The 1,336-nt window shown below is 56.0% G+C and carries 2 protein-coding genes; one reads left to right on the top strand and one right to left on the bottom strand.

Features of this window, described 5'->3' with window-relative positions; genetic code table 11:
- Positions 1–99 precede the first annotated feature (99 nt).
- Positions 100–324, top strand: a complete 225-nt coding sequence (locus ABD120_RS39260; protein ID WP_425564118.1) for a transposase family protein — start codon at positions 100–102, stop codon at positions 322–324.
- A 114-nt stretch (positions 325–438) separates the two neighbouring features.
- On the opposite strand, the gene ABD120_RS39255 is transcribed toward ABD120_RS39260, so the two are convergent.
- Positions 439–1,336, bottom strand: an 898-nt coding sequence (locus tag ABD120_RS39255; protein ID WP_343955549.1) for a hypothetical protein, incomplete at its 5' end; no start/stop codon positions are given.

Here is a 1,336-nt window from a genome sequence, read left to right as displayed (position 1 = left end):
GGTTTCCGCAACCCTGAATCCCAACGACTCCGCACCCGCTGCGCCACCACGCGAAAGAGTCGCGGTTGCCTCAACCCCGCTTAACTTCGAAGAGCCGCCATCAGGCAGCCCGACGGCAACCAGATCCTCAGCCCCGACAACCGCACCCACAACCGGCTCCTCCGCGCTCTACGCTGCCTCGGCGAACGCGGATTCGCCCTGCTCAAAGGCCGCTGGCGGACCCTCCGGCACATCACCGCCAGCCCCAGCGCAATCGGCGCCATCGCCCGCGCCGCCCTCGTCCTCACCCATTTCGAGCACAATCACCTACCGGCAGCTGGCTGAGATCACGTCACTATCCGTGAACGTTTCAAGCCTGCATTTCGCGAATTGAACGTTAAGCCGCGCACGCTGGTCGCGTCGACTTGATCAAGAAATATAGGATATGACGACTGTTGATTAGCTGGGAGATATTGACACGACCTTGACGCCACGAACCATTTCATGCCGCGCCAGACGCTCGACCTGATCCGCCGTATTGCTCATGATGAATCCGTATATATGACTATCGGCCGCGCTTGCTTGTAGCTCCGAAAGGGACAGCGAGGCTGCCTCGAGGATTGCCTTATCTTCTTCCCGAAGAAGGGAGACCCATTTTTTAAAGCCGTCAGTGTATGAAAATTTTCCTTCATTGTTGCACTCGTTAAAACCGCGCCTAGTACACATAGCTTCGGGGAAGGGCCAGCCGAGAGGTTTGCCGCTAGCGATTGGTGAAACCAAGAGGACATCCCCTCCGCCAAATTGCCAAACATTTTCAAATTCTGTTGAGGTAAGGGGCTTTTTGAGCACGACAGTAGCTTGTACTGTGAACTGAGCGCCGTCTAGTTCTCTTAGGAGACGAAGCGTTTGCGATGTTGTATTGCTCGCGTTTTCCTCATCGAGATCCTGGAGAGCGGTTATCGTCGAAGCCGGCTCCAGGCTAGGCATATGGATGCGGGAATCAGTCACCCGAATCTCGCTGCGTAACATGCCAGCATCACTTGATGCGACTTCGGTAGAACGCACGCCGAGCCGGAGGGGCATTGAGTCTAGCGAGCGTATCCCATCGGCACACTCAGGTAAATCATCTGTGAGGCCGAAGTCTACGCGATAGTCGGGGTTGGCGACGGCCAGGGAGTTCAGGGCGACCAGATAAGCATGTCGACAATCAAACTCCTCGCCTATCGATTCGGAATCGCTAAAACTATTGATCAGCACGGCTCCCAGAACTACGGCAACGAAGACAGCCGCAGTGGCTACGACGAGGCGCTGACGAGGCCAGCTTGTTATTAATTGCATGACGCAGGTCGCTTTCTTG

It is taken from the genome of Nonomuraea longicatena (assembly GCF_039525605.1).
Classification (GTDB): Bacteria; Actinomycetota; Actinomycetes; order Streptosporangiales; family Streptosporangiaceae; genus Nonomuraea; species Nonomuraea longicatena.
The sequence above is the reverse complement of the archived record's forward strand: the minus strand, read 5'-3'. Positions and strand labels throughout refer to the sequence as shown.